The sequence below is a fragment of the Burkholderia sp. MSMB1498 genome (assembly GCF_001526245.1).
Lineage (GTDB): Bacteria > Pseudomonadota > Gammaproteobacteria > Burkholderiales > Burkholderiaceae > Burkholderia > Burkholderia savannae.
Map to the genome: position 1 here is coordinate 1 of NZ_LOYJ01000062.1, position 25,651 is coordinate 25,651.

At 69.1% G+C, this 25,651-nt stretch carries 22 protein-coding genes, 1 pseudogene and 1 riboswitch; of the genes and pseudogenes, 9 read left to right on the top strand and 14 right to left on the bottom strand.

Annotated features, from left to right (window positions below):
• Positions 1 to 153: 153 nt before the first annotated feature.
• From WS91_RS11750 to WS91_RS11765, 4 genes are all read right to left on the bottom strand, one after another.
• Positions 154 to 858 (bottom strand): hypothetical protein, encoded by a 705-nt coding sequence (locus WS91_RS11750; protein ID WP_038744899.1) that lies wholly within the window; start codon positions 856 to 858, stop codon positions 154 to 156.
• 141 nt (positions 859 to 999) lie between these two features.
• The gene (locus WS91_RS11755; protein WP_038744900.1) at positions 1,000 to 1,260 is read right to left on the bottom strand and encodes a hypothetical protein; all 261 of its coding nucleotides are present in this window, start codon (positions 1,258 to 1,260) and stop codon (positions 1,000 to 1,002) included.
• 57 nt (positions 1,261 to 1,317) lie between these two features.
• Entirely contained in the window at positions 1,318 to 2,751 is a 1,434-nt protein-coding gene (locus WS91_RS11760; RefSeq protein ID WP_059670332.1) for an RtcB family protein, read from the bottom strand.
• Between the two features lie 13 nt (positions 2,752 to 2,764).
• The gene (locus tag WS91_RS11765) at positions 2,765 to 3,184 is read right to left on the bottom strand and encodes an archease (RefSeq protein WP_059582830.1); all 420 of its coding nucleotides are present in this window, start codon (positions 3,182 to 3,184) and stop codon (positions 2,765 to 2,767) included.
• A 705-nt stretch (positions 3,185 to 3,889) separates the two neighbouring features.
• Between WS91_RS11765 and WS91_RS36785 the strand changes: the two genes are divergently transcribed.
• Both WS91_RS36785 and WS91_RS11790 read left to right on the top strand, forming a co-directional pair.
• Positions 3,890 to 4,366, top strand: coding sequence for a hypothetical protein (locus WS91_RS36785; RefSeq protein ID WP_197422237.1), 477 nt, complete (start codon positions 3,890 to 3,892; stop codon positions 4,364 to 4,366).
• Between the two features lie 214 nt (positions 4,367 to 4,580).
• Positions 4,581 to 5,390: an SAM-dependent methyltransferase gene (locus WS91_RS11790; RefSeq protein WP_060819989.1), complete on the top strand. Its 810-nt coding sequence runs from the start codon at positions 4,581 to 4,583 to the stop codon at positions 5,388 to 5,390.
• Between the two features lie 78 nt (positions 5,391 to 5,468).
• On the opposite strand, the gene bcmE is transcribed toward WS91_RS11790, so the two are convergent.
• From bcmE to WS91_RS11820, 6 genes are all read right to left on the bottom strand, one after another.
• Positions 5,469 to 6,899, bottom strand: coding sequence for a thiamine pyridinylase (bcmE, locus tag WS91_RS11795; RefSeq protein ID WP_059670327.1), 1,431 nt, complete (start codon positions 6,897 to 6,899; stop codon positions 5,469 to 5,471).
• A 65-nt stretch (positions 6,900 to 6,964) separates the two neighbouring features.
• Complete coding sequence (gene thiD / locus WS91_RS11800; protein ID WP_038744907.1) at positions 6,965 to 7,765, bottom strand: bifunctional hydroxymethylpyrimidine kinase/phosphomethylpyrimidine kinase; 801 nt, start codon at positions 7,763 to 7,765, stop codon at positions 6,965 to 6,967.
• A gap of 236 nt (positions 7,766 to 8,001) precedes the next feature.
• Complete coding sequence (locus tag WS91_RS11805) at positions 8,002 to 8,742, bottom strand: class I SAM-dependent methyltransferase (protein ID WP_038744908.1); 741 nt, start codon at positions 8,740 to 8,742, stop codon at positions 8,002 to 8,004.
• A gap of 15 nt (positions 8,743 to 8,757) precedes the next feature.
• Entirely contained in the window at positions 8,758 to 9,744 is a 987-nt protein-coding gene (locus tag WS91_RS11810) for a thymidylate synthase (protein WP_059641318.1), read from the bottom strand.
• A 1-nt stretch (position 9,745) separates the two neighbouring features.
• On the bottom strand, positions 9,746 to 10,201 hold the full coding sequence (locus WS91_RS11815) for a nucleoside 2-deoxyribosyltransferase (RefSeq protein WP_038744910.1): 456 nt from the start codon (positions 10,199 to 10,201) through the stop codon (positions 9,746 to 9,748).
• Positions 10,198 to 10,677, bottom strand: coding sequence for an NUDIX hydrolase (locus tag WS91_RS11820; protein WP_059670328.1), 480 nt, complete (start codon positions 10,675 to 10,677; stop codon positions 10,198 to 10,200). Before WS91_RS11820 ends, WS91_RS11815 begins: the two co-directional genes overlap by 4 nt.
• A gap of 560 nt (positions 10,678 to 11,237) precedes the next feature.
• Here WS91_RS11820 and WS91_RS11825 point away from each other — a divergent pair.
• Positions 11,238 to 12,032 carry a methyltransferase domain-containing protein gene (locus WS91_RS11825; protein ID WP_059641322.1) on the top strand — a complete coding sequence of 265 codons (795 nt, stop codon included), beginning with the start codon at positions 11,238 to 11,240 and terminating at the stop codon, positions 12,030 to 12,032.
• A 35-nt stretch (positions 12,033 to 12,067) separates the two neighbouring features.
• The gene (locus WS91_RS11830; RefSeq protein ID WP_059582849.1) at positions 12,068 to 13,231 is read left to right on the top strand and encodes a TauD/TfdA family dioxygenase; all 1,164 of its coding nucleotides are present in this window, start codon (positions 12,068 to 12,070) and stop codon (positions 13,229 to 13,231) included.
• 163 nt (positions 13,232 to 13,394) lie between these two features.
• Here WS91_RS11830 and WS91_RS11835 read toward each other — a convergent pair whose 3' ends face one another.
• Positions 13,395 to 14,231 (bottom strand): DMT family transporter, encoded by an 837-nt coding sequence (locus tag WS91_RS11835; RefSeq protein ID WP_059582856.1) that lies wholly within the window; start codon positions 14,229 to 14,231, stop codon positions 13,395 to 13,397.
• 89 nt (positions 14,232 to 14,320) lie between these two features.
• A riboswitch (TPP riboswitch) is annotated at positions 14,321 to 14,427 on the bottom strand.
• Between the two features lie 252 nt (positions 14,428 to 14,679).
• Between WS91_RS11835 and WS91_RS11840 the strand changes: the two genes are divergently transcribed.
• Entirely contained in the window at positions 14,680 to 15,279 is a 600-nt protein-coding gene (locus tag WS91_RS11840; RefSeq protein ID WP_059582859.1) for a rhomboid family intramembrane serine protease, read from the top strand.
• 49 nt (positions 15,280 to 15,328) lie between these two features.
• Here WS91_RS11840 and ftsH read toward each other — a convergent pair whose 3' ends face one another.
• Positions 15,329 to 17,296, bottom strand: coding sequence for an ATP-dependent zinc metalloprotease FtsH (gene ftsH, locus WS91_RS11845; protein ID WP_038744916.1), 1,968 nt, complete (start codon positions 17,294 to 17,296; stop codon positions 15,329 to 15,331).
• Between the two features lie 55 nt (positions 17,297 to 17,351).
• Complete coding sequence (locus WS91_RS11850) at positions 17,352 to 17,867, bottom strand: BCAM0308 family protein (RefSeq protein ID WP_059582882.1); 516 nt, start codon at positions 17,865 to 17,867, stop codon at positions 17,352 to 17,354.
• Between the two features lie 719 nt (positions 17,868 to 18,586).
• Here WS91_RS11850 and WS91_RS11860 point away from each other — a divergent pair.
• Positions 18,587 to 20,341: an N-acyl-D-amino-acid deacylase family protein gene (locus tag WS91_RS11860; protein WP_059670330.1), complete on the top strand. Its 1,755-nt coding sequence runs from the start codon at positions 18,587 to 18,589 to the stop codon at positions 20,339 to 20,341.
• A gap of 56 nt (positions 20,342 to 20,397) precedes the next feature.
• Here WS91_RS11860 and WS91_RS11865 read toward each other — a convergent pair whose 3' ends face one another.
• Positions 20,398 to 21,096 carry a helix-turn-helix transcriptional regulator gene (locus tag WS91_RS11865; RefSeq protein WP_038744919.1) on the bottom strand — a complete coding sequence of 233 codons (699 nt, stop codon included), beginning with the start codon at positions 21,094 to 21,096 and terminating at the stop codon, positions 20,398 to 20,400.
• 150 nt (positions 21,097 to 21,246) lie between these two features.
• On the opposite strand from WS91_RS11865, the gene WS91_RS11870 reads away from it, so the two are divergent.
• The 3 genes and pseudogenes from WS91_RS11870 to WS91_RS11880 all read left to right on the top strand — a co-directional run.
• Positions 21,247 to 22,344 carry an efflux RND transporter periplasmic adaptor subunit gene (locus WS91_RS11870; RefSeq protein WP_059670331.1) on the top strand — a complete coding sequence of 366 codons (1,098 nt, stop codon included), beginning with the start codon at positions 21,247 to 21,249 and terminating at the stop codon, positions 22,342 to 22,344.
• Positions 22,341 to 25,451 carry an efflux RND transporter permease subunit gene (locus WS91_RS11875; protein WP_038744921.1) on the top strand — a complete coding sequence of 1,037 codons (3,111 nt, stop codon included), beginning with the start codon at positions 22,341 to 22,343 and terminating at the stop codon, positions 25,449 to 25,451. The genes WS91_RS11870 and WS91_RS11875 overlap by 4 nt, the downstream gene beginning before the upstream one ends.
• Positions 25,448 to 25,651: pseudogene (locus tag WS91_RS11880) on the top strand (multidrug transporter); the annotation flags it as partial. The gene WS91_RS11875 and the pseudogene WS91_RS11880, both read left to right, overlap by 4 nt.

Genomic DNA, 25,651 nt, shown 5'->3' on the forward strand with positions numbered 1-25,651 from the left:
TGCGCGCCGAACGTCGAACACCGACCACCGACCACCGACCACCGACCACCGACCACCGACCACCGACCACCGAACACCGAACACCGAACGTCGAACGTCGAACGTCGAATGCCGAACGTCGAATGCCGCGCCGACGCGCGCGGCGTCCGCCGATCACGTCCTGGCCGGCGCGAGCAGGCCGAGGTCGCGCAACTCGCGATACGACAGTTCGCGCCTGCGTGCGCCGTACACGCCCCGGCGGCCGTAGATGTGCTCGAGGTCGAAGCGGTCCGACGCGTCGACGACGCGCCCGAGCACCGCATCGAACACGGTCGCGTGCTCGGGCGCGTGGCGCGCGGCCGGGTCGGCGGCCTCGCGGCGCGGAAACGGCAGATAGTCGAGCTCGACCAGATACCACGTCGGCCCGATCTTGTGCGCCTGGGTGTGCGCCGACACCGGGCGCATTCGCGCGTGCAGCTCCTCCGCGCGGCGCGCTTCGCGCTCCTTCTCGTGCTGCAAGCGCGACGCGAGCGCGGCGTTGCGCATCAGCGTGCCGAGTTCGGGGTGAACGTAGAACGCGCAGCCCGCCTCCTCGAGCGCGACGACGCCATGCGCGGCATGGACGCGAACGCGCCCGTGCTTCGTCGACGTGTGCGTCGCCACGAGGCTCGCCGGGACGTCGGACAGCTCGGGAAAGCGTTGCGCGAGCTCCGTGCGCACCGGCGCCCAGGCGAGCCCGACGCGCGCGGACAGGAACGCCCGCAGCGCCCGCTGACGCGGCGGCTTGTCGGGCGCGCGCGGGCGGGCGACGGCAGGAATGGCCGCAATGGCCGGTTGCCCGGCGGACGTGGTCCGGAAGTTACGGTTCGCCTTGACCATGACGATTCGCCTGCGTTTCCGACGATGAATGACATGACGGCTTCGGATGACGGCATCGGTCGCGCGAGCGCCCTCGCGCGGTACGGGCGCCTGCATCGCCGCGCCTTCCGGCGTCGCCGCCTGCGCGCAAACGCGACGGATTCACCGGCGCATGTCGTCGCCGTCCGCCTCCTCGCGCTCCAGTATCTCGAGCACGCGCGCGGTCCGGCCGTGCGGTTCGCGATCGAGCCGGAACTGCAGCCGCTCGTCGGATCTGAACCACGTGTACGCGTCGAGCACCTCGGCGCTCGTCGGCTCGATGTCGAGGATCTTCGCGATGACGTCGTCCTCGATCGGCCCGACGATATCGCGGATCTCGGTCGCGGTGGCGGGGGGCGATGCGGAATTGAGCTTCGTTGACATGGCTTTTCTCCCGTTCCGGTTCAGATCGATTGCTTCGCTTCGCGCCGACGCCATGCGTCAACCCTTGATGCAGACGATCGGCACGAGCCGCGCGACCTTGCGCGCGAGCCCGGCCTCGGCGGCCGCGTCGACGACCGCGCCGACGTCCTTGTAAGCGCCCGGCGCCTCCTCGGCGACGCCGCGCTCCGACGGGCTGCGGATCAGGATGCCGCGGGCCGCGAGCTCGTCGACGAGCGCCCGGCCATGCCAGCGCCGCGCGGCCGCGAAGCGGCTCATCGCGCGTCCCGCGCCGTGGCACGCGGAACCGAACGCGCGCTCGCCGCCCGCCGCGTCCGCGCCCGCGAGAACGTACGACGCCGTTCCCATGCTACCCCCGATCAGCACCGGCTGGCCCGCGTCGCGCAGCGCGTCGGGCAGCGCCGGATGGCCGGGCCCGAACGCGCGCGTCGCGCCCTTGCGGTGCACGTAAAGTTGCAGGCGGCGGCCGTCGATCACGTGATCCTCGATCTTGCACGTGTTGTGCGACACGTCGTAAAGCAGGGTCAGTTGCGCGGCGGGCAGCACCTTCGCGAAGACTTCGCGGGCCAGATGCGTGAGGATTTGCCGGTTCGCGAGCGCGCAGTTGATCGCCGCGCGCATCGCGCCCAGATAGCGCTCGCCGAGCTCCGACAGGATCGGCGCGCACGCGAGCTCGCGATCGGGCAGCGTGATCCCGTGGCGCTTCGCGGCGACCACCATCTCCTTGAGGAATTCGGTGCCGATCTGATGGCCGAGCCCGCGCGATCCGCAGTGGATCGTCACGACGACCTGCCCGGGCCGCAGCCCGTAGCATTGCGCGCACGCCGGATCGTAGATGTCCGCGATCTCCTGCACTTCGAGGTAGTGGTTGCCGGAGCCGAGCGTGCCCATCTCGTCGCGCTGGCGCTTTTTCGCGAGCGCCGACACCGCGGACGGCTTCGCGTGCCGCACCATCCCGCCCTCTTCGATGCGCTCCAGATCGAGCGGCGCGCCGTACCCCTGCTCGACGGCCCACGCGGCGCCGCCCGTCAGCATGTCGTCGGTTTTCGCGGCCGACAGCCGAAGCCTCCCGGTGCTGCCGACGCCCGCCGGGACGTGCGCGAACAGCGCGTCGGCGAGCTTTTTCTTCACCGCTTCGATGTTTTCGCGCTCGAGCCCCGTGTGCAGCGTGCGCACGCCGCACGAGATGTCGAAGCCGACCCCGCCCGCCGAGATCACGCCGCCCGCGTGCGCGTCGAACGCCGCGACGCCGCCGATCGGAAAGCCATATCCCCAGTGCGCGTCCGGCATCGCGTACGACGCGCCGACGATGCCCGGCAGCGTCGCGACGTTGCAGACCTGTTCGTACACTTTGTCGTCCATGCCGGCGGCGAGCTTGCGGTCCGCATAGATGATGCCCGGCACGCGCATCGCGCCCACAGGCGGAATGTGCCATTCGAATTCGCCGTGCTGCTCGAGCCGGGTCAAGTCCATCGCCATGCTCCGTTCACACGTCGACGACGCATTCGGCAATCCATGCGCCGTCGTCGAGCCGGTCCACGCGCAGCGCGGTGTAGGTCGCGCCCTTCGGCTCGACCGCCGGCCGGTGCCGCGCGACGTCGACGGGCTCGCCCGCGACGCGCGCCCGCAGGCCGTCTTCGGCGAGCGTCACGTCGAAGCGGCCGAACACCATCTTGCGCACCGCCATTTCGTAGACGATCGCGTTGAGCCAGTCGACGAGCAGCAATTCGCGGTCCGTCTCCGCGCAGGCGATCTCGATGTCGCGCAGCGGCCGGATCGACGCCGGATTCGCGACGATCGCCGTCAGCGCGAGCGCGGCCTGCTCGTAAGCCTGCGCGAGCGTGTCGCCGACGCCGCGCACGCCGATATCCGCGCCATGCTGGAAATGTTCCCAGAATGCGGTCATTTCGCGTCGCTCCTCGAGTGCCCCGCCGCACTGACTGCATGCGAAACAAGCCTAGGCGCGATGCCCGCACGGGCCTTGACCTGCGTCAATCGCCGCGCCGGGGCCGCGCGCTCGGGATCGAAACCGGCGAGCGCGGACACGAGCGCTGCGGCGATCATCGGCAAGTGGATAGCGACCGCATCGCCGGGCGCCTGCATTCGGCCCGTGCCGATGCGCGGGCCGAGGCGAATCGACGCAGACGCGCATCGCCGGGGCGCCCGGCGCGGCCGGCGTGAAATCGCCGCGTAGCGGCGCGCACCTCTTCTCTTGTCCAACGAATGCGAGGCGCCGGCAATCGTCGGATTCGCCGGTTCAATGCCGGCCAAGCGGGGCCGGAAGTGCGATTACGGCGGCTTTGCGCGCGCAGGCGCAAGGTTCGAGTCGACAGCCTTCATCCGCGGCGATTGCGCGAATGAGCGTTCGCTGTCCGCGACGCTCGCGGCGATCGCGCTTCGGCGCTCGACGCCCGCGTGACGAAATACACTCGAAGACGCTCGCCCGGAAGCGGCCGGGCTGCGCCAATGTTCGCTTCGCTCGCACGGCTTGGCTCGCGCAACGCGTCTGTCGCATCAAGTCCGTCGCATCGATGATGCGGACGCGCATGCCGCCACGATCCGCGAATAGAAAGCGAGGTCGCTCGCGGCGACGCCGAAACAATGTGTGCGCATGCCGACGAATCGTCAACTTTCGTGGGCAGTCGCGCAACGCGCGCGTTCGCGTGTCGGGGCGAGATCGCTCGGCTATCGACCGGCCTCCGAAGCTTCGTGCTTTGCGCGCGCGTATGCGCGTGCTATCAAGGCAGGATTCGCCACGAAGCGCGAGGTTTCAACACGCGCGCCGCGGCGAATTCGCACGGTGTCGGAAAAGAACGGTCGCATCGATTCGCCAGCCGTACCGGCGGCATCGACGACATCAGGCGTTGCCGGACAGCAAACGATCTCGCGAGCCGTTTCGCGAAGCGGCCCGATTGATCGGTCGAACGGGACATCGGCGCTTGCGCGCGAGCGTCTGAACGAACGGCCGGCATCAACGACGTTTCGTCACGGTTCGCGGCGTGCGCGGTGCGACACGGATGCACGCACCGCGATCGACGCCGCCTGCGCGCGCGCCGATTGCCTGCCCGGTCGCGGCGCAGCCGCGTGACGGCGCGGCATCGCGTTGCGCCGCCCCGCCGTCGCCGGGAATCGGCTTGGCACGGCGGCTTCGGATCGGCAAAGGACGCGCCGCGCTGTCCGCGCGCGCGTCTGCGCCGGCCGTTCGCCGCAAGCAAGCACGCGCCGCATCAACGAAACGCGCCGTGCAACGCCCGGCGCTTCCGCCACCGCCCACGAATCAATAAGAGGAGATCAGACCCACCATGTCCAAATACGCATTGGGCCACTCGCCGATAGAACTCCGCCGGCTGGATTTCCAGTCGGAAATGCTGAAGCCCGTCACGCGGCGTCTGCTCGAGTCCGCGCGGCTTCGGCCTTCGATGCGCGTGCTCGACGTCGGCTGCGGGACGGGCGGCGTCAGCATGCTGGCGGCCGAGACGGTCGGCCCGACCGGCACCGTCGTCGCGATCGACGCGAGCGACGTCGCGATCGACGCGGCGACCGCCAATGCCGAGCAAGCGGGGCTGCACAACATCCGCTTTCGCGCGTGCGGCCTGGATCAGGTCGAGGGCGCGCACAGCTTCGACGTCGTCGTCGCCCGCTACGTGCTGATCCACCAGTTGCACGCGGCCGAGCTCATTCGTCACGCGGCGCGCTTCGTGAAGCCCGGCGGATATCTCGCGCTGCACGAGCCGGACTTCGTGCGCAAGCCGATGTCGATGCCGGCCATCAATCTGTGGGACTCGGTGGCGAACGAGATTCTCGAGCGCGGCAAGCGGACGTTCCCGTCGTCCGACGTCGCGCACCGGATGGTCAAGCTGTTCGCGGCGGCGGGGCTGCCGCTGCCGAGAATGTCGTACGAGGTGCCGGTCGACGGCGGGACCGCGATGAAGCTCAGCTCGTGGCTCGCGGAAATGCTGCGGGCGCTGTCGAACGATCCCGACTCCACGGTGCTCGCGAACGGCAAGCGGCTCGAATTCGACCGGCTGAGCGGAGACTTGCAATGCGAAGTCCACGAATCGCGCGCGCAGGTCGAGTTCTTCGGGCAGATGTGCGCGTGGGCGCAACTGTAGGCGCGCGCGCCGGCAAGTAGCCGGCGTCGCGCGCATCGGGCGTCCGGCCGGCCGAGTCGGCACGGCCGGACGCGCTCTTCATCGCTTCGCCCGATCCGCGCGGTCGATGCGGGTTGCCAACGAACGCGGCATTTTTGCGGACGTCGAAGTCGGGCATGCGTTGCATCCGCATGCGGACGTGCCGGCGGGCGCCGCCGGCGACTGATTGGTCCACTGGCCGTTCCAGCCGCCCTGCGCCGCGCAGACGGTCGGGCACACGGCCTGCGCGCCGCGATAGTCGGTGATCGGCAACGCGGTGTCGATGTCGCAGCCGCACGGATAGTCGGCGCGCGCGCTCTGCGCGATCGGCGCGCTCATCGACGCGAGCCAGTTGCGCGACTGCGCATCGATCTTGAACATCACCGGCTGGCGCGCGTCGAGCAGCGTGACCATCTTCCGATAGAGCGGATAGCGCTGCGCAAGCGTCTGCAATACGCTGCGGCGCGCGGAGAACAGATATTGCGGCACTCCGCTGCCGTCCGGGCCGACGCTTTGCACCATCGTCGACGACGCGGCGATCACGTTCGCGAGCTGCACCGCGAGCGCGCGCGTGCCGCGCGCATGCGTCGTCGTGTTCACGCCGATCACGTCCGCATAGAAGAGCGGTGGCTGCGGCTCGTCCGACAACGGCAGGAACTTGAAGTCGAGATTCTGCCGCGCGGCCTCGCTCATCGCCGACATCGATTCCGAATAGCCGATCACCGCGCGTCCGTCGCCGTCGCTGAACCACATCGAACGGTCGTACTGGCCGGGGAGCTCGGCGGTCGCGTTCGGCCAGCTCGACATCGCCATCAGCGAGCGCAGGCTTGCGAGCGCATCGCCGTTCAGGTCGTTCGCGCTCCACGGCAGCGGCAGCGGATACGCGCCCGTGCGGCTGTGCGCCGCGTCGAGATAGAGCGCGGCGTTCGTCGTGCGCCCGGACATGTCGATCATCAGCCCGCGCTTGTCCGGCGGAATCTCGCTCGTGAACGTGCATTGCTTGAGCGCGCTGCGAACTTGCGTGAGCGTCGTCGCGGCCGCGAGCGCCGCGTCGTCCTTCCGGTAGAACAGCACGTTCGCGCAGCCGAGCTGCGGGATGCTGTAGTAGCGGTCGCCCGCCTTCACGCCGTCGATCGCGTACGGCAGAAAATCGTCGATGTTCCGGATCTCGTTCGCCGCGAGCGGCTCGAGCCAGTTCTGGCTGCGGAAGTAATCGAAGAAGATCGCGTCGTACACGTAGACGTCAACGTTCGCCGGCGGATTTTTCCTGTAGCCGCCGTCCCAGTCGTCGGCGGACACGAACTGCAGCGCGACGGCCGGCTGCACCTTCTTCCATTCGGTCTCGATCGCGGACTTGAACTGATCGACTCGCGGCACCCACGGATACAGCGCGACCGTCAACTGCGCGACGGCGGCCGCGTTGCCTGCGTGCGAAGGCGCCGCGAACAGAAAGCCCAGAACGATCGTGAAACAATACAAAAGGCGACGCATGATGAATCCTTGTCGAATGAATCGTGCGAACCGACGCGCGCTGCCGCGGGCAAGCGGCGCGAGCGTCAATTCCATAGCGCGTGAAAATGATGGACGGGGCCGTGCCCGTGGCCGACGTCGAGCCTGCCCGACGCGGCGAGCGCGTCGCTCAGGTACGCCTTCGCGCGGCACACGCTGTCTTCGACCGAGTGGGCCGGCAGCAGCGCGGCGATCGCGGCCGACAGCGTGCAGCCGGTGCCGTGGTCATTCTTGGTCGCGACGCGCGGCGCGGACAGCTCGACCGTCGCGGCCGCCGGGCCGCGCAGCACATCCACGCTGCGCTCGCCCGGCAAATGGCCGCCCTTGAGCAGCACCCAGCGCGGGCCGAGCGCGTGCAGTTCGGCCGCCGCCGCGTGCATTTCAGCGAGCGTGCGCGGCTCGCCTCGGTCGAGCAGCACGCCCGCCTCCGGCAGATTCGGCGTGATCAGCGTCGAGATCGGCACGAGCTTGTCGCGGATCGCATCGACCGCGTCCGGATCGAGCAGCCGGTCGCCGCTTTTCGCGACCATCACCGGATCGAGCACGACGGGCGCCGCGCGATGCCTGACGAGCGCCGCCGCGACCGCCTCCGCGATCGCCGCCGTCGCGATCATGCCGATCTTGACCGCGTGCACGGCGACGTCGTCGAACACCGCGTCGATTTGATCGGCGACGAACGCCGGATCGAGCGCGCGAAAGCTGCGCACGCCGACCGTGTTCTGCGCAACGACCGCGGTGATCGCCGCCATCCCGTACGCGCGCATCGCCGAGAATGCCTTGAGATCGGCTTGAATGCCCGCTCCGCCCGTCGGGTCGGTGCCGGCGATCGTCAGTACGTTCGCGATCATGTTCCCTCGTGATTGTGTCGTTTTGTCATCGATAGTCGCGCGGCGCGGCGCGCTTCGGCGGGCCGCGCCGCCCTTTCGTCCGGCCGCGCGGGCGATGCTCGCGTGCTTGTGTCGTTCCGCGCGGCCGCGGCCGGCGAGCGGGCGCGGCGACGGCGTTCGGCCGCAAGCCTGCGCGCCGGGCCGTGCGGGCCGCGAATCGAACGCCGCGCCGCGCACGGCCCCGCGCGGCGGCCGCTTCAGCGCGGCGGCTTCGTCGCCTTGAACAGCACGAACGGCTTGCTGCCGTCCGCGTGCGCATGCGCGCCGGGCGCGCCGCCCGCCTCGTCCGCCCGGAAGCCGAGTTCCATCGTCGCGGCAAGCGCGAAGCCCGCCGATTGGAGGGCTTCGCGGTACGTCGGCATGTCCCAGTGCGTGTCGACGACGTCGAATACGCCCTCGCCCGGCACGCGCAGATAGACGGGGCGCGCGTCGCCGTCGCGATAGACGATGCCCGGCTCGCCGTTGCGGAACGTCGGGTACTGCACGCCCGTCGTGCGCGGGTTCGTGTCGAGGACGTAGTACGTGCCGCCCGGCTTCAGCACGCGCAGCACCTCGGCCGCGACGCGCGCGAGCTCCGCGCGCTCCGCGATGTTGATGAACAGGAAGCAGCTGATCGCCGCATCGAAGCTCGCGCCGGCGAACGGCAGCGACGGCCCGTCGATGTGCGCGTACTGCAGGCCCGCGCCGGTGCCGGCCGCGTTTGCGCTGTCGATCATCGTCGGCGCGATGTCGACGCCCGTCACGTGCTCGACGCCCGCCGCCTTGAGCCGCCGCGATACCTTGCCGCCGCCGCAGCCGTAGTCGAGCACGCGGATCGCCGTGCCGTGCGTGCCCGTGAGCTCGGCGATGAGCGGGCGGTAGCCGAAGCGCTCCTCGATCCGGTCGTCGTATGCGTGAAAGCGCTGCGAAACCTCGTGTTCGGTCCAGTCGGTCTTCATCGGGGTCCTCGTGCGTTATTGAAGCGAGGCGGACGCCATGTCCCAGCGGTTCAGGAGATAGGCGCGATGGAACGGGCCGACGAGCGCGAGCGCGTCGTCGGGCGGCGGATTGCCGGCCTTGATTTCGCGATAGATCCAGAACAGGCCGAGCACGTCGCGCCAGTACGGATCGAGATCGACGTCCTGCAGCGCGGCGAGCGGCATTCCGGCGCGAATCCGGCCTTCGTAGTCGAGCACGCGCCGGATCGTCGCCGGGCCGGTGCCCGCCGGCATGCGCGGCGGCGCTTCGTTCGTGACGATCGTCGCGTCGCATTCGTCGAGCAGCGCCTGCACGCGCGGCAGGTTGTCGTCGTACACGTGGATCGAGCCGACGTGATGCGAGTACGTGCCGAGCTCGCACCCGAGCCGCGACGCGACGTATTCCTGCAGGAACGTGAACGAGAACACGTCGTTCAGGAGCCCGATGTACGCGTCGTTCGCGCGCATGAAGGCGACCGCGTGCAGCCGTGCGTCGCGCAGCAGCAATTGCAGGCCGAGCGTGCACGACACGTCGACGTTGCGCCGGTACAGATCCTCGTCGGCGCTGAAGATCTGCAGCACGACGCGCTTGCTCTCGGCGTCGTCGCGCGACAGGATGTCGAGCGCGCGCTCGATCTGGTCGAGCGAACGCTCGCCGTAATGCAGCAGCCGCGCGCCGTAGCCGGTGCCGGGCAGATGCTTGCCGTCGGGGCTGTAGCGCGCCATCGACGGCGCGTAGTGCTCGATGAATGCGAGATCGTTGCGGCCGGACAGATACCACAGCGCCTCGGCATAGTTGAAAACGACGTTCTGCCTGCGCGCGGCGTGCCGGCAGAAGCGCGCGCGCGGATCGTCGATGCGCGCGCCGTAGCCGATGATTTCGCGCTCCGCGTGCCCGCGCGGCGCGCTCCGGTATTCGTACGCGCCGCAGACGTCCCTCAACGTGGCGAGATAGAGCTCGCTGAGACCCGGATAGCGCCGCATGTCAGACCCTCGCGCCGATGCGGTCGATCGCGGCTTCGATCGCGGCCGGATCGATCCGGCCGCCGCTGTATTCGACGCGCTCGATGTGCGTGATCTCGTCGAGCCCGCGCACGAGGTACGCGTATTCCTTGTCGGCTTCGAGCAGCAGCACGATCGGCTTGCCGAGCGCCGACGCCCAGCCGAGCTCGATGTGCGTGCCGGGCGACGCCGGCGCGCCCGGAAACGCGACGAAGTAGTCGCACAGGCTGATCTGCTCGTAGTCCGTCCTCGTGCACACGGCGGGCGTCATGAACTCGCGCCCCCAGTGCTCGCGCCGGTGCGCGCAGTGCACATCCCAGCCGCGCGCCTCGAAATGATCGATCACGTGGCGAAACAGGTTGATGCTCTCTTCCGGCATCACGCCGGTGTGCTTGTCGACCAGGGATTTGAACGGTCCGCCCAAGAACATACGCTTCATCGGCTGTCTTCCTTTCGGTTGGAATGATGGAGGGCGTGCGCTCGCAGCGCCACGCGCGCGACGTGGTCCGCGAGGACGCCCGGGAATTGAGGCACGCCGTCCGGCACGCGGACCCAGCGGCAATCCGCTGCGTCGTCGCCCGGGCGCAGCGCGCCTTCGGCATGGCGGCACCGCATCGCGATCAGCACGTAGTGATGATGCCGGCCGGCCGGATCGAAGCCGATCACCTCGACGACGTCGAACGGCTCGCCGATCTCGGCGCGCACGCCGGTTTCCTCGAACAGCTCGCGCGCGGCCGCGTCGCGCAGGCTCTCGCCCGGCTCGACCGAGCCGCCCGGAAAGCCCCACGTGCCCTTTTGCGGCTCCTTGCCGCGCTGAACGAGGATCACTTCGTCGCCGCGAAACGTGACGGCGATCACCGCGACGCGCGGCGCCGCGAGCGCCGCCGCGCGGCCGGTGCCTTTCGGATCAGTCATCGTCGATGCTCCGCATCTTCGCCCTCTCTCTTCGCGCGCCGTTCGTTCGGCCCGCATGCGCAAAACGACGGTAATCGGCCGCCTCGGTGATTAATGGATGAAACAATCCGCTCGAATTTGCTCGGATTTTGCGAATGAATATTTTCGATTCGCGATTCAGCGGCCTTTCCGTTTTCGGAAATTTCGCAAAGCGCCTAGCCTAACACAACCCTGACGATTCGCTCGAATGCGATTTTATTAACCAAATCGCCGCCCCCTGATTATTCGGCCGCATTCCATACTTATTGCGCTGGTCGATTGACAAATGAAACCGGCCGTTGCTATACCTATTAACCGTTGCCGATTCCGCGCATCAATCGACGAAGCGCCTCGCCATACGTTTGCGCCGCGCCCGACTGCCGCGCGGCGCGGTAATCGCCTCGCTTTCGCACGCCGTCGGCACATCCGGTTTCGAATCAGCCTGCATTTGCGGTAATCCGTAACGCCGCACCACTCCGTATCGTCGTCCGATATGGAACTCTCATCGTCACGCAACTGAAACACAAAAAAGGTGATCGATTATGCAAACGCATCCGGACGGGCTGTCCAGTCAATACGAGGCGCAGCGCTATTCAAACGCGCGCAATATTCTGAGATCCGAAATTATCTACGGCGACGGGTTTCAAAGCCCCGGCGGCATCGAAGGATTCAGGACGATGCTCGCCGACAAGATGCCGATCGAGCCCGGCATGCATCTGCTCGACGTGGGCTCCGGCCTGGGCGGCGCCGCGTTCCATCTCGCGAGCCGCTACGACGTGACGGTCGTCGGGCTCGACACCGCGCCGCGGATGACGGAGCTCGCGGCGGCCCGGCAGCCGGCGCTCGATCCGCGCGGGCGCGTGCGCTTCGTCAACGGCGACATTCACGGCGACGCGCTTGCCGGCGAGCGTTTCGACATCGTCTATTCGCGCGACGCGCTGATGTACGTGCACGACAAGGCGTCGCTGTTCGCGCGCTGCCACGCGCTCCTCGCGCCGCAAGGCCGCCTGTACATCACCGACTTCTGCCGCGGCCGCGCGTCGCTCGCGTTCGACGCATATGTGTCGGTGTCGGGCTACGACCTGAGGACGATCGACGAGTACGCGCGGATCGTCGAGGACGCGGGCTTCGACGTCCTCACCGCGACCGACGTCAGCGACGACGCGCGGCGCCAGTTGACCGACGATCTGCATCGCTACGAGGCGCGCGTCGCGTCGCGCGATCCGTCGATCGATGCACCCGACGCCGAGCACATCGTCGAGCGCTGGCGGCGCAAGATCCGCTTCGTCGATGAAGGGAGCCTGCTGCAAGGGCTCTTCGTCGCGCAGCGCCGATAGGCCGCCCGTTCGACGGTCATTCAGGAGAAGCCGACATGCTGACATCGCATTCCGATCATCTGCAAATCGACTGGGAAACCGGCGGAACGGGCCGCTATCATTGGGTGTGGCTGCGCCAGGCCTGCGAGTGCGCAGAGTGCTTCAACGGCCACTGCCGGCAGCGCCATTTCGATCCGGGCGCGATTGCGCCCGGCATCCGGCCGGAGCGCGTGTCGCTCGGCGCGCACGGGCTGCGGATCGTCTGGCAGGACGCGCACGTGAGCACGTACGCGCTCGACCGGCTCGCGCGCGACGACTACCGCGACGGAATTTCCGCGGCCGACGCGCAAGCCGGCCCGCCCTGGACGCCGTGGCCCGAGCGCGGCGCGCCGGCGTCGAGCCATTTCAGCCTCGCCGACGTGCTGGAAGGCGACGCCGCGCTGCGGCTCGCGCTGAATCGTCTGTTCGAGTCGGGCCTTGTCGTGCTGAAGGCGGACGGCGGCGCGACGCGGCCTTTCGACGAGGTTCGCGAGCGTCTCGCGGGCTTTCTCGATCCGTCGTACTTCGGCGAATTCTTCGATCTCGAAATCAAGTCGGACGACGCGACCGACAGCGTGTCGTTCAGCACGAAGGCCTTGCCGCTGCACACCGACATTCCGTACTGCTCGCCGCCGCCCGACTACCAGTTCCTGTTCGGCCTCGACGTCGATCCGCGCTGCGCGCGCGAGCAAATCGGCTGCACGCGGTTCGTCGACGGCTGGGCGGTGCTGTCCGAATTGCGCGACGCGTCGCCGGACATGTTCGATCGGCTCGCGCACACGAACGTCGTCTATCGCGCCGAATATCCGAACGCGCGCAAGCGCTACGAGCATCGGACGCCGATCGTCCGGCTGCGGCCGGACGGTTGCGTCGAGCGCCTGATCAACAATCCGACGAAGATGTTCTTCGACGGCATCGGCTTCGACGATCTGATGCCGTTCTTCCGCGCGTATCACGCGCTCAAGGCGCGCCTCGTCGCGACGAGGCGATCGTATCTGCACACATGGACGCAGGGCGACATGGTCGTCTGGGACAACCGGCGGATCTTTCACGGACGCGGCGACTTCGGCGCACCCGGGATCGTGCGCACGCTGCGCGGCGGATATTTCAAGGAAGGCGAGCTGCGGGCGCGCGAGGCGTTTATCGCCGCGGCCGCGGCCGCGCGGCGCGCGGAGGGCTGAGCGCGGCGGCGCGTCGTCGATGCGCGCGCGGCGCTGTTCGCATGGCCGTCGCGGCCGCCGAAGCGCCGAACCCCGCGCTCGCCTGCGCGCGCATGAGACGGCCGGCGCGCGCAGGCTCGCTCGGATGTCGCCGGCCGGCTCGCATCGCGCAAGCCTGAATGCATCAAGCGGGATACGTGAGGCAGGCCGCGCCCGCCGCCACCGCCGCGCACGCGACGAAGCGCCGTCCGCTCGGCTTCTCGCCCAACCACGCCCAGCCGATCAGCACCGAAAACACGATGCTCGTCTCGCGCAGCGCGGCGATCGGGCCGACCGGGCCGCGCGACAGCGCGTCGACGACCGCCGCGTAGCTGATCAGCGAGATCAGCCCGCCCGCCGCGGATTTCAGCGTTTCGGCGCGCGTGAAGCCGGCGTTCAAGCGGCCGCCGACGAGGAGGAACACGGCGGGCATCGCGACGCCATACGCGATGAAGATCCACGCCGCGTACGCGAGCGGATGGCCCGCGACGCGCGAGCCGACGCCGTCTACCGTCACGTAGCCGCCGATGAAGAGCGCGGTCGCGAGCGCCGCGGCGAACGAGCGCGAACGAATCCGCGAGCGGCCGAGCGCGAGGCTCGCGATGCCGCCCGACACGAGCGCGACGCCCGCGAGCGGCGCGCCGTCGAGACGCTGGCCCGCCCACGCGTAGCCGCCCAGCGTGACGAGGAGCGGCACCGCGCCGCGCACGACCGGATAGACCTGGCTGAGCGCCGCGCCTTCATACGCGTAGGCGAGAAACACGCTGTAGCCGACCTGCAACGCGGCGGACGCCGCCAGGTACGGCCAGCTCGCGCGCGCGGGCAGCGGCAGCAGCGCCGCGCAGACGAGCGCCGCGGCGGTCGTCGCGAAGCTCATCACGGTGATGCTCCGCAGACGATCCGCGCCGCTTCTGAGCAGCGCGTTCCAGGTCGCGTGCAGGATCGCCGCGAACAGCACGAGCGCGATGACGGACGGCGTCATCGGCGCGCGGCGAACGCAGCGGGGGACGCGCAAGACGCGCAAGATGCAGGAAGCCCCGCCGCGGCGCGGCGGCGGGCGGATTGCGGACAAATCATGGCGGACCTCATTCCTACGCCGGCATTACCCGGATCAGGTTTAGGGGTCGTTCCTTGCGCGGAACCTCTCAGCCGATCGCCCGGCTCCCCCTGATGGCCGGGCTATTATCGGCAAGAACCCGGTGGCCGACAAGCCGACGCGGGTTGATTCGTTCGCCGTCTGCGAGCGTGTCGGTCGACGCGGGAAAATGGGGCGACGGGACGGCGTGGCAATGGAGCAATGGAGCAACAGGGCCGACCGCGACGCACGACCGATGCCGCGCATGTCGCCAAGCGCGCGGCGAGCCGGCTGCGGCCGCGCGATGCCGGCATAATGAACGCCGACGCCCCCACTTCTTTCGCCCGCGGCCGCCATGACGCTTGCCATCGTCGTCCTGAACCTGATCGGCTTCTTCGTCGAGCTCGCCGATCCCGACCGCGTGCTCTCGCTGTTCGCGCTGTGGCCGCCGCGGAACGGTGCGGGCGCCGCCGTGCCCGCGTTCCATCTCTGGCAAATCGTCACGTACAGCATGCTTCACGCCGGGCTGTCGCACCTGCTCTTCAACATGCTCGGGCTCGTGATGTTCGGCCGCGACGTCGAGCGCTCGCTCGGCCGCGCGCGCTTCGGCACGCTTTATGTCGCGAGCGTCGTGTGCGGTGCGCTTACGCAGCTCGTCGTCGCGCGCTACACGGCGGCGGGCGCCGCGCCGACGATCGGCGCGTCGGCGGGCGTGTTCGGCGTGCTCGCCGGGTACGCGCTGCTGTATCCGTCGCGCCGCGTCGTGCTGCTGTTTCCGCCGATTCCGATGCCCGCGTGGGTGTTCGCGCTCGGCTACGCGGGCATCGAGCTGCTGCTCGGCGTCGCGGGCGCGGCGAGCGGCATCGCGCATTTCGCGCATCTGGGCGGGATGCTCGGCGCGCTCGTGCTGATGCTGTTCTGGACGCGGCCGAAAAGGGAGTGGCCGATCGAGTGAGCGCGGCCCGCACTCTGTCGCGCGACGGGCGGCACGGCCTGCCGCGCCGTCACTGCGGCACCGAATGATCGGCCTTGTTCGCCGGGCCGGCTTGCGTCGCCAGCTTCGGCGCGCCGGAATCGTCGCGGCCGCGCTTCGCCGCGCCCCCGCCCGCCGCCGAGTCGTCCAGCAGCGGCTCGTCGTTCACGAGCCGCACGAGCATTTCGTGATCGACGACTTCGTGCTTCAGCAGATACTGTGCGATCCGCTCGAGCGCGTCGCGCCGCTCCTTCAGCGTCCGCGACACGCGATCGTGCGCCTCGGCGAGGAGCCGCTGGATCTCGTCGTCGATCCGCGTCGCGGTGCTCTCGCTCCAGCGCTCGCCGCCCGGCTGCCAGACGACGGGCGGCAGCCCGCGGCTGTCGGCGTCGCCGAACGTCGCGAGGCCGATCCGCTCGCTCATCCCGTATCGGGCCACCATGTGCCGGGCCATTTCGGTCGCGCGCTCGAGATCGTTTTCCGCGCCCGTCGACACGTCGCCGAACACGATCTCCTCGGCGACGCGCCCGCCGAGCAGCACGTCGAGCCGATCGAGCAGCTCGCTCTTGCGCAGCACGTAGCGATCCTCGGTCGGCACCTGCTGCGTGTAGCCGAGCGCCGCGATTCCGCGCGGAATGATCGACACCTTCTTCACCGGATCGCTGTGCGCGCGGGTCTGCGCGATGAGCGCATGCCCGGCCTCGTGATGCGCGATCGTGACCTTCTCCTGCTCGCTCATCACGCGGCTCTTGCGCTCCATGCCCGTCATCGTCCGGTCGATCGCCTCGTCGAAATCCGACATCTCGATCGCCGGCTTGTCGAGCTCGGCCGCGTGCAGCGCCGCTTCGTTGACGATGTTCGCGAGATCCGCGCCGACGAAGCCCGGCGTGCGCGACGCGAGCTCGCCGAGATCGACGTCCGCCGCGAGCTTCACGTGCTTCACGTGCACCGACAGAATCTGCCGCCGCCCGGTCAGATCCGGCCGGTCGATCGCGATATGCCTATCGAAGCGGCCGGGGCGCAGCAGCGCGGGATCGAGAATCTCCGGACGATTGGTCGCCGCCATGATGATGACGCCCGAGTTCGCCTGGAAGCCGTCCATCTCGACGAGCAGCTGGTTGAGCGTCTGCTCGCGCTCGTCGTTGCCCGACGTGATGCCCGCGCCGCGCACCTTGCCGAGCGCGTCGAGCTCGTCGATGAAGATGATGCAAGGCGCTTTTTGCTGCGCCTGCTCGAACAGGTCGCGCACGCGCGCCGCGCCGACGCCGACGAACATCTCGACGAACGACGAGCCGCTCGTCGAGAAGAACGGCACGCCCGCCTCGCCCGCGACCGCCTTCGCGAGCAGCGTCTTGCCGGTGCCGGGCGCGCCGACGATCAGCACGCCCTTCGGAATCTTGCCGCCGAGCCGCTGATAGCGCGCGGGCGCGCGCAGGAACGCGACGATCTGCTGGAGCTCGGCCTTCGCCTCGTCGATGCCGGCGATGTCGTCGAAATCGATGCCGGTCTTCGCCTCCACGTAAACCCGCGGCTTGCTCTTGCCGACGCCCGACCAGTCCTGCAGCCCGCCGCGCGGGCGCCGCAACATCACGTTCCAGACGATCGCGAACACCGCGATCGGCACGATCCACGACGCGAGCGTGCCGATCCAGGTGTCGTCCTCCGCGCCACGGTAGCGGGTGCCCGTCGCGGCGAGCGTGTCGATCAGGCGCTCGTCGGTCACGCGCCTCGTCGTGAAGCGCCACGGCGCGCCCGCGCGCTTGATCGCGTCGGCGTCGGACGCGGGCAGCGCCGCCGCGGCCGTGCTGTTGCGCAGGACGCCCGTGATCCGCGTCGGGCTGACTTCGAGATCGTCGACCTGCGCGGCCGTCGCAAGCTTGCGGAAGTCGCTGTACGCGATTTGCGTCGCGGGCGCGCTCAGCGTCGCGAGCTGCAGCGCGAGCAGCACCATGAAAACGAGCACGACGACGAAGCCCAAGTATCCGGTTTCGCTCTTCATCGGGATGCCTCGGCGTGTGTTCGGCGGTACGAAGTGGTCGGCGGACGCGCACGCGCTAGGCGGCGTCGCGCATCCAGTGCGCGCGCAGCACGTCCTCTCCTTCACGATAGTCGATTTCGAGCTCGCCGCGATGCGCGCGCACGAGCGCCTCGCTCAGCCGGTGGACGAGGTGCGAGCCCGTCGTGCGCACGATCATCCGCGCGGGCCGCGTATCGATCGACACGATGCGCTCGAACGGCCGGTCGTGGCGCTCGCCGCCCGCCCGATGGCGCAGCAGCGCGACGATGTCGTCGCAATGGCGCGCGAAATAGCCGCCTTCAAGCACGAGTTCGCCCGCGCCCGCGCGCTCGCGGATGCGCCGGCACGCGGGGCACACGATCTGCAGCAGCGTGCCCGCCGCCGCATGCCAAGTCCAGCGGCCACCGTCGTACAGCGCGCCGCATTCGGTGCAGCCCATGCCGCTCTTCAGGCGAGCCGGCGCGCCGTAGCCGTGCGCCGCGTGCGCGCGCGGCGCGTCCCGATCACGGCGCAGCCTCATCGCCGCATAGAGTTCGTTCGATCCGTAGATCATCGTCTTTCCTTGTCGATATGTCGTACGTTTCGCGTGCGGCGCCGGGCGCTCGTCGGCGGCATGCGCTTGCATCGTGGGAATGGCGGCGCGCGGCCGGGGCGCGACGTACATGAGCGAGCATCGGCGATCGCCCGCACGTGCGGTTGACGCCGATCAACGCTTGACGAAATCTTGCCGCCTCGCGCGCACCGATTGGTACAGATCCGTAGCCAATGGGCGAAGGCCGATACGATCGGCCCCAGGCAGGCGAACGGCGCGCTTGGGCGGATCGCGGGGCGCCATATGTCGTGGGGGGCGGCATATCGCGCGTCGCCGCCGTTCGTGAACGGCCGCGCGTGTGCCGCGATTGCCGTGGCGCAGCATGGCCACGGCAATTCGCGCCGCTTGCCGGCGGCGCCCGCTGGACGATCGCGCGGATGTCGACGGAAGACGCCGAACGACGACACGGTGACGCGCCGCAATACGCGATCGCGCCTCGAAAGGCGTGTCTGATCCTTTCGGCAACGCCCGTCATCGGCGCGAGCGACGCTTGCGGGCCGCCGCTCGCAGTTGAGGCAATACTCGATTGCAATTCATCTTGACATCAATCAATGTAACGTTTTGACGGCGAACGCCGATGCCCGGCGCAAGCCAACGCGCGACGCGCAACTCGCATCGCGGCTCAAGCATCGCGTGCGGGCCGCCCGTGCGTCCAGAACACGATACGGAGACACCTCAAGATGGCGCGCTACGACACGATCATCCGCAACGGCCTATGGTTCGACGGCACGGGCGCCGAGCCCCGCGCGCGCGACCTCGGCATCCGCGACGGCCGGGTCGCGACGGTGTCCGACGCACCGCTCGCGGCCGATGGCGCGGACGTGATCGACGCGGCCGGCAAATGGGTGCTGCCCGGCTTCGTCGACATCCATACGCATTACGACGCCGAGATCCTCGTGTCGCCGGGGCTGCCCGAATCGGTGCGGCACGGCGTGACGAGCGTTTTCCTCGGCTCGTGCTCGCTGTCGACGGTTCACGCGGACGCGCTCGACTGCACCGATCTCTTCAGCCGCGTCGAGGCGCTGCCGCGCGAGCAGATGCTCGCCGTGCTGTCGCGCGCGAAGACCTGGGACACCGCGGCCGCGTACGTCCGCCATCTCGAATCGCTGCCGCTCGGCCCGAACGTCGCCGCGTTCCTCGGCCATTCGGACTTGCGCACGCACGTGCTCGGCCTCGGGCGCGCAGTGGACGACCGCGTGCGGCCGCACGAGGCCGAACTGCAAAGGATGGAGCGGCTGCTCGACGACGCGCTCGACGCGGGCTTCGTCGGGCTGTCGTCGATGACGACGCCGTGGGACAAGCTCGACGGCGAGCGCTACCGGTCGAAGTCGCTGCCGTCGACGTTCGCGACGTGGCGTGAATACCGGCGGCTGAACCGCGTGCTGCGCCGCCGCGGCCGCGTGCTGCAGAGCGCGCCGAACACGACGAATCCGCTGAACGGCCTGCTCTTCATGGCCGCGAGCTGCGGCTACTTCGTGCGCAAGCCGCTGCGCACGTCGCTCCTCGTCGCGGCGGACAGCAAGGCCGCGCCGCGCGGCACCGTCGACGTGCTGCTCAACGGCGTGCGGCTCGCGAATGCGCTCTTTCGCGGCGAGCTCGTCTGGCAGCATCTGCCGGTGCCGTTCCAGGTCTACGCGGACGGGATCGATTTCGTGATCTTCGAGGAATTCGGCGCGGGCCGCGCGGCGCTGCACCTGAACGACGCGCTCGAGCGCAACCGGCTGCTGCAGAACGAAGGCTACCGGCGCGAGTTCCGCAAGCAGGTCGGCAAGGGGCTCGACCTGAGGCTCTGGACGCGCGATCTGCACGACACGCGGATCGTCGGGTGCCCGGACGCGTCGGTCGTCGGCAAGTCGTTCGGCCAGGTCGCCGACGAGCGCGGCATCCACCCGGCAGACGCGTTCCTCGACCTCGTCGTCGCGCACGGGCAAAAGGTGCGCTGGTGCATGACGATCGCGAATCACCGCGCGGACGTGCTCGACCGGATCGCCGCGCATCCCGCGTTGCAGATCGGCTTCGCCGATTCGGGCGCGCACCTGCGCAACATGGCGTTCTACAACGCGCCGGTGCGCTTCCTGCGCCGCGTGCGCGAGGCCGAGCGCGCCGGGCGGCCGTTCATGTCGGTGCAGCGGGCGGTGCATCGCCTGACGGGCGAGCTCGCCGGGTACTTCGGGATCGACGCCGGCACGCTGCGCGCCGGCGATCGGGCGGACGTCGCGATCGTCGATCCCGCGCATCTCGACGCGTCGGTCGACGCCTGTCACGAGGCGGACATGAGCGCGTTCGGCGGGCTGCGCCGGCTCGTGAACCGCAGCGGCGCGGCGGTCGCGGCGACGCTCGTCAACGGGCAGGTCGTGTATCGCGACGGCGCGTTCGCCGACGGCTTCGGCGAAACGCGGCGCGCCGGGCATTTCCTGCGGGCCGCGACGCGTTAGGCGTCAGGCCGCCCGGGCGCGAAGGACGGCGCGGGGCGGAATCGCGACGCGCCCGGTCATTCGTCGCGCGACGGCGCGCGCCCTTCCGCATCCGGCTCCCCGGCGGCGCATGGCCGTATCCGGTACGCGCAGCGGCGCGCGCCGACCGGAATATGCTCGATGCGCTCGATCGTCAGCGCATCGCCGAGCATCTCGCGGAAGATCTCGAGCTCGGAGCGACAGAAGCCCTGGCACGCGGTGGCGGCCGCGCAGATCGGGCAGTGATTCTCGATGAAGAGCCAGCCGTCCCCGTCGGGCGCGCGCGACCATTCGGCGAAGTAGCCTTCGCGGTCGCGCAGTTCCGCGAGACGCGCGATGCGCGTCTGCGGGTCCGTCACGCCCTCGAGCGTTTGCGTGTACGTGCGGCGCATCTCCGTCTCGCGCGCGGAGATCAGCAGATCGAGCGTCGGCTGGCCGAGCGTCGTGCGGATGATCCGGATCAGGTCGACCGTCATGTCCGCGTGCGCGTCCGGGAAATGGCCGTGGCCGAGCGGCGTGAGCCGCCAGATCCGCGCCGGCCGCCCGACGCCCTGCGCGACGTTCTCCGCCTCGACGAGCCCGTCCGCCTCGAGCTTCTTCAACTGCTGCCGCGCGGCCTCGGCCGTCGTGCCGAGATACGCGCCGAGCTCGGCCGCCTGCAACGGGCCGCGGCGCTTCAGCACGTTCAGCACGCGCTCGGAAACCGGGATTTCCTGCTTCGAAAAAGTATCGTCCATCGCTGCATTATCAAATGTTGGGCTTGCGCAATGCAACGATAACGCAAGCCGGCCACGCCAATCACCCAAATAAACCAAGGATATTCTTGACTTATTCCGTTGTCAGACAAATCATGTCCCCGATTCTTACAAAATGACTGAGAGATTTCCATGGGCCGTCGGCTATTGCTTGCATTGGCGCTATTGGCGTTCATTTTCGGCGGGCTGTTTCTGTGGCGGGAAAGCCGCGTGCAGGCCGCCGATCATCCCCCCGCTCCCCCGCCCGCGCTGACGGTTTCCGCCGTCGCCGTGCGCGCCGCGCCCGAGCGCGTGTCGATCGACGCGGTCGGCTCGCTCGACGCGGTCCGCCAGGTGACGCTCGCGCCCGAAGCGGCCGGTCGCGTCGTCGCGCTGCATTTCGAGGCCGGCACGACGGTGCGCAAGGGCCAACTGATCGTCCAGCTCTTCGACGAGCCCGAGCGCGCGAAGCTCGCGTCGATCCAGGCAAAGGCCGCGTTCGCGAAGCGCCAGCTCGATCGCTCGCAGGCGCTCGCGCTAACGGGCGCCGAGCCGCGCAATATCTATGACCAGCACCGCTTCGATTTCGACGCGTCCGCGGCCGACATCCGCGAGACGCAGGCGGTGATCACGCAAAAGGCGGTGCGCGCGCCGTTCGACGGCGTGCTCGGCCTGCGCCGCGTGAACCTCGGCCAATACCTGAACGCGGGCGACGCGATCGCGACGCTGACCGATCTCGACACGCTGTACGCGAACTTCACGGTGCCGCAGAAGAGCTTGAGCCAGCTGCGCCTCGGCCAGAACGTGTCGATCACGACGGACGCGTATCCGGATCGCACGCTCGTCGGCCGCGTGAGCGCGATCGAGCCGCAGGTCGGCGCCGACACGCGCAACGTCGCCGTGCAGGCAACGCTCGCGAACCCCGGTCACCTGCTGCGCCCGGGGATGTACATCCAGGCGCGGCTCGAGCTGCCGCCGCGCGAGCGCGCGCTGACGGTGCCCGACACCGCGGTGCAGACGTCGCAGCGCGGCGAATCGGTGCTCGTCGTCGGCAAGCCGGGCCGCGACGGCCTCGGCGTCGTGCGGCTGCAGCCCGTGCGCACCGGCCGGCGTGCCGAAGGCCGCATCGCGATCGCCGAGGGCCTGCGCCCGGGCGACGTGGTCGTCACGTCGGGCCAGGTGAGGCTCGCGGCGGGCGACAAGGTGAAGGTCGCGCTCGAGGACGGCGCATCGTCGGGAGCCGAGCAATGAACGCCGGCACGCCTCACGATTCGGGCGCAACCCGCGCGCGCTTCACGGACGTATTCGTCCGCCGCCCGGTGCTGTCGCTCGTGATGAGCCTGCTGATCCTGCTCGTCGGCCTGCGCGCGCTGATGTCGCTGCCGGTGCGCCAGTATCCCGCGCTCGAGAGCGCGACGATCAGCGTCGAGACCGACTACCCCGGCGCGTCGCAGGATCTGATGCAGGGCTTCGTGACGACGCCGATCGCGCAGTCGATCGCGACGGCCGACGGGATCGAGTACATCACGTCGACGACGACGCAGGGCAAGAGCGTCGTGAAGGCGCGGCTGCGCCTGAACGCGAACGCGGACCGTGCGATGACCGAGGTGATGGCGAAGGTCCAGCAGGTCAAGTACAAGCTGCCCGCGGATGCGTACGACTCGGTGATCACGAAGCTGACCGACGCGCCGACCGCCGTGATGTACCTCGGCTTCGCGAGCGACACGCTGTCGATCCCGCAGATCACCGATTACGTGGTGCGCGTCGCGCAGCCGCTCGTGACGACCGTGCCGGGCGTCGCGTCGGCCGAGATCCTCGGCGGCCAGAACCTCGCGATGCGGGTCTGGCTCGACGCGACGCGGCTCGCCGCGCACGGGCTGTCCGCCGGCGACGTCGCCGCGGCGATTCGCGCGAACAACGTGCAGGCGGCGCCCGGTCAAGTCAAGGGATCGCTCACGATCGCCGACATCTCGGCGAACACCGATCTGACCGACGTCGGCGCGTTCAACGGGATGGTCGTGAAGAACGATCCGAACGGCGGCGGGCTCGTGCGGCTGAAGGACGTCGCGACGGTCGAGATCGGCGGCGAGAACTACAACTCGAGCGCGCTGATGAACGGCCGGCGCGCGGTGTACATCGCGGTCAACGCGACGCCCGCCGGCAATCCGCTCGAAATCGTGCGCGGCGTCGGCGCGGTGCTGCCGGCGATGGAGCGCAACAAGCCGGCGAGCATCCAGATCGCGAACATGTTCGACGGCGCGCGCTTCGTCAACGCGTCGATCGCCGAGGTCCGCTCGACGCTCGCCGAGGCGATCGCGATCGTCGTCGTCGTGATCTTCCTGTTCCTCGGCTCGTTTCGCGCGGTGATCATTCCGGTGCTGACGATTCCGCTGTCGCTCGTCGGCTCGGCCGCGCTGATGCTCGCGGCGGGCTTCTCGCTGAACCTGCTGACACTGCTCGCGATGGTGCTCGCGATCGGGCTCGTCGTCGACGACGCGATCGTCGTCGTCGAGAACATTCACCGGCACATCGAGGAAGGCGAGCCGCCCGTGCGCGCGGCGCTGATCGGCGCGCGCGAGATCGCGTCGCCCGTGCTCGTGATGATGGCGACGCTGATCTCCGTCTATGCGCCGATCGGGCTGATGGGCGGCCTCACGGGCTCGCTCTTCAAGGAGTTCGCGTTCACGCTCGCGGGCGCGGTGCTCGTGTCGGGGATCGTCGCGCTCACGCTGTCGCCGATGCTCGGTTCGCTGCTCCTGACAAGCAAGATGTCCGAAGGCCGGGTCGCGAAGGCGATCGAGCACACGCTCGAGCGCGTCACGCGCGTCTATCAGCGCGGCCTGCACGCGAGCCTCGCCGCGCGGCCGGCGATTCTCCTGATCGGCGTCGGCGTGCTGGCGGGCATCGTGCTGCTCTTCTCCGGCGTGAAGCGCGAGCTCGCGCCGCAGGAGGACCAAGGCTCGATCATGGTCGCGGTAAAGGCGCCGCAGTATGCGAACCTCGATTACATGGAGCGCTACGCGCCCGACATCGAGCGCGTGTTCCGCACGCTGCCCGAAGCCGACACGAGCTTCATCCTCAACAGCTACGGCGGCAGCAACCTCGGCTTCGCCGGCGTGAACCTCGTCGACTGGGAGAAGCGCACGCGCAGCGCGTCGACACTGCAGGCGCTGATCCAGGCGCGCGGCGACCAGATCCGCGGCGACCGCGTGTTCGCGTTCCAGCTCCCGGCGCTGCCCGCGTCGAGCGGCGGGCTGCCGATCCAGATGGTGCTGCGCGCGCCGTCGAGCTTCGCGGATCTCTACGCGCAAATGGAGCGGATCAAGGCGGCGGCGCAAAAGAGCGGCCTTTTCGCGGTCGTCGACAGCGATCTGACGTTCGACAGCCGCGCGGTGGGCGTGACGATCGACCGCAATCAGGCGAACACGCTCGGCGTGACGATGAAGGACATCGCCGACACGCTCGCCGTGCTCGTCGGCGAGAACTACGTGAACCGCTTCAACTTCAAGGGCCGCTCGTACGACGTGATTCCACAGGTGTCGCGCGGCGAGCGGCTGTCGTCGGAGATGCTGAGCCGCTATTACGTGAAGACGGGCTCCGGCCAAATGATTCCGCTGTCGACGGTGATCCACGTGACGAACGGCAGCCAGGCGAACGCGCTCAGCCAGTTCAACCAGATGAATTCGGCGACGTTTTCCGCCGTGCCAGCGGCGGGCGTGACGATGGGCGAAGCGGTCGCGTTCCTCGAGGCGCAGAAACTGCCGTCCGGCTTCTCGATCGACTGGCTCGGCGAATCGCGACAGTACGTGCAGGAAGGCAACCGGCTCGCCGTCACGTTCGGCTTCGCGCTGATCGTGATCTTCCTCGTGCTCGCCGCGCAGTTCGAGAGCCTGCGCGATCCGCTCGTGATCCTGGTGTCGGTGCCGCTGTCGATTTGCGGCGCGCTCGCTCCGCTCTACCTCGGCTTCGCGACGCTCAACATCTACACGCAGATCGGGCTCGTCACGCTGATCGGCCTGATTTCAAAGCACGGGATTCTGATGGTCAGCTTCGCGAACGATCTGCAGCGCCACGAAGGGCTCGACCGGCGCGCCGCGATCGAGCGCGCAGCAGCCGTGCGGCTGCGGCCGATCCTGATGACGACCGCGGCGATGGTCGCGGGCCTCGTGCCGCTCGTGTTCGCGGCTGGCGCCGGCGCGGCGAGCCGCTTCGCGATCGGCATCACGGTGTCGACGGGCATGCTGGTCGGCACGCTCTTCACGCTGTTCGTGCTCCCCACCGTCTACACGTTCGTCGCGAAAGACCACGGCGCGGCGATGCGCAGCGAGCGCGCGCAACTCCTCGCGGCAATCCGATGACCATGAACGACACGATGCATCGCTTTCCCAACGATACGGCGCCGAACGCGCGCCGCCACCGCCGCGCGCCGGGCGCGGCCGCCTCGATCACGCGCTCGGCGGCCTGCTCGATCGCCGTCGCGGCCGCCCTGCTCGCGACGGGCTGCACGCTCGCGCCGCGCTACGAGCGTCCGGCCGCGCCCGTGTCGGGCGCGTTCCCG

Coding starts and splice junctions, on each gene's coding strand:
- WS91_RS11750 (WP_038744899.1), bottom strand. CDS start 858: ATGGTCAAGGCGAACCGTAACTTCCGGACCACGTCCGCCGGGCAACCG.
- WS91_RS11755 (WP_038744900.1), bottom strand. CDS start 1,260: ATGTCAACGAAGCTCAATTCCGCATCGCCCCCCGCCACCGCGACCGAG.
- WS91_RS11760 (WP_059670332.1), bottom strand. CDS start 2,751: ATGGACTTGACCCGGCTCGAGCAGCACGGCGAATTCGAATGGCACATT.
- WS91_RS11765 (WP_059582830.1), bottom strand. CDS start 3,184: ATGACCGCATTCTGGGAACATTTCCAGCATGGCGCGGATATCGGCGTG.
- WS91_RS36785 (WP_197422237.1), top strand. CDS start 3,890: ATGCCGACGAATCGTCAACTTTCGTGGGCAGTCGCGCAACGCGCGCGT.
- WS91_RS11790 (WP_060819989.1), top strand. CDS start 4,581: ATGTCCAAATACGCATTGGGCCACTCGCCGATAGAACTCCGCCGGCTG.
- bcmE (WP_059670327.1), bottom strand. CDS start 6,899: ATGCGTCGCCTTTTGTATTGTTTCACGATCGTTCTGGGCTTTCTGTTC.
- thiD (WP_038744907.1), bottom strand. CDS start 7,765: ATGATCGCGAACGTACTGACGATCGCCGGCACCGACCCGACGGGCGGA.
- WS91_RS11805 (WP_038744908.1), bottom strand. CDS start 8,742: ATGAAGACCGACTGGACCGAACACGAGGTTTCGCAGCGCTTTCACGCA.
- WS91_RS11810 (WP_059641318.1), bottom strand. CDS start 9,744: ATGCGGCGCTATCCGGGTCTCAGCGAGCTCTATCTCGCCACGTTGAGG.
- WS91_RS11815 (WP_038744910.1), bottom strand. CDS start 10,201: ATGAAGCGTATGTTCTTGGGCGGACCGTTCAAATCCCTGGTCGACAAG.
- WS91_RS11820 (WP_059670328.1), bottom strand. CDS start 10,677: ATGACTGATCCGAAAGGCACCGGCCGCGCGGCGGCGCTCGCGGCGCCG.
- WS91_RS11825 (WP_059641322.1), top strand. CDS start 11,238: ATGCAAACGCATCCGGACGGGCTGTCCAGTCAATACGAGGCGCAGCGC.
- WS91_RS11830 (WP_059582849.1), top strand. CDS start 12,068: ATGCTGACATCGCATTCCGATCATCTGCAAATCGACTGGGAAACCGGC.
- WS91_RS11835 (WP_059582856.1), bottom strand. CDS start 14,231: ATGACGCCGTCCGTCATCGCGCTCGTGCTGTTCGCGGCGATCCTGCAC.
- WS91_RS11840 (WP_059582859.1), top strand. CDS start 14,680: ATGACGCTTGCCATCGTCGTCCTGAACCTGATCGGCTTCTTCGTCGAG.
- ftsH (WP_038744916.1), bottom strand. CDS start 17,296: ATGAAGAGCGAAACCGGATACTTGGGCTTCGTCGTCGTGCTCGTTTTC.
- WS91_RS11850 (WP_059582882.1), bottom strand. CDS start 17,867: ATGATCTACGGATCGAACGAACTCTATGCGGCGATGAGGCTGCGCCGT.
- WS91_RS11860 (WP_059670330.1), top strand. CDS start 18,587: ATGGCGCGCTACGACACGATCATCCGCAACGGCCTATGGTTCGACGGC.
- WS91_RS11865 (WP_038744919.1), bottom strand. CDS start 21,096: ATGGACGATACTTTTTCGAAGCAGGAAATCCCGGTTTCCGAGCGCGTG.
- WS91_RS11870 (WP_059670331.1), top strand. CDS start 21,247: ATGGGCCGTCGGCTATTGCTTGCATTGGCGCTATTGGCGTTCATTTTC.
- WS91_RS11875 (WP_038744921.1), top strand. CDS start 22,341: ATGAACGCCGGCACGCCTCACGATTCGGGCGCAACCCGCGCGCGCTTC.